Genomic DNA, 1,019 nt, shown 5'->3' with positions numbered 1-1,019 from the left:
CTTGATCTTTAACCTGCTGGGCGGTGGCATTGACCCCGGCTGATCATGAGAACAGCCCTTGATCGATCATTCCTCTTGTCTAGGGAAGAAGATCGCAAACCAAGGGCTGTCTGGTGATCAGTGTGCATGGTGCCGGGGCGTTCGACGCGGTCGGGCGGCTGGCGGCGTTCCGGCGTGAGTTCCACCGTTGTCTGACGGCTCGTGGGGACGCGTTGTTCGAGCTGGCGGATGCGTTGTTGTGCGGTGACGCGCCGGTGCGGTCGCTGGTGGAGTTGTCGCTGGTGGGTGAGCACCGCCGCGGTCACGGCTCGCTGTACGCGGCGTTGAATCGCGGCCGGATCGACATCGCGCGGCTGCGGACCGCGGTGGCGGCGGTGCCGCTGCCGCGGGCCGCGGACGGGCGGGTCGTCCTGGCGGTGGATGTGACCTGCTGGCTGCGGCCGGAGGCGCACACCTGCCCGGAGCGGGTGCTGTGCCACACCTACGGGCGCGGCAAGGACACCCACATCGGGGTTCCGGGCTGGCCGTACTCGTTCGTCACCGCCCTGGAGACCGGCCGCACCTCGTGGACCGCGCCGTTGGACGCCCGCCGGCTGGCGCCCGGCGACGACGCTGCCACGGTCACCGCCGGCCAGTTGCGGGACGTGGTGCAGCGGCTGATCGCAGCCCGGCAGTGGCAGCCTGGTGACCCAGACGTGTGGATCGTCGCGGACGCCGGTTACGACGGGCCCCGGCTGGCGTTCCTCCTCGCTGATCTACCGGTGAAGGTTCTGGTGCGGATGCGTTCCGACCGGGTGCTACGCCGGCCCGCGCCACCCCGGCTGCCCGGCACCACCGGCCGCCCACGACGGCATGGCGGCGAGTTCATCTTCGGTGACCCGGGCAGCTGGGGCGACCCGGACGTGGCCACGACCACTGAAACCCGTCTCTACGGCGCCGCGACCGCGCGGGCCTGGCACCGGCTGCACCCCAGGCTGACCCACCGCACCGCCTGGACCGCCCAACACGGCCCGCTGCCG

The 1,019-nt window shown here is 71.2% G+C and carries 1 protein-coding gene; it reads left to right on the top strand.

Annotation, left to right across the window (positions count from 1 at the left end; all coding sequences use genetic code 11):
- Nucleotides 1–113: 113 nt before the first annotated feature.
- Nucleotides 114–1,019 (top strand): transposase (locus tag HCJ94_RS29340; protein WP_168004239.1); only part of this gene is annotated, 906 nt, incomplete at its 3' end.

Source organism: Micromonospora thermarum, assembly GCF_012034245.1.
Taxonomy (GTDB): Bacteria; Actinomycetota; Actinomycetes; order Mycobacteriales; family Micromonosporaceae; genus Micromonospora; species Micromonospora thermarum.
Note: the sequence above shows the minus strand (reverse complement) of the source record. Positions and strands in the feature narration are given on the sequence as shown.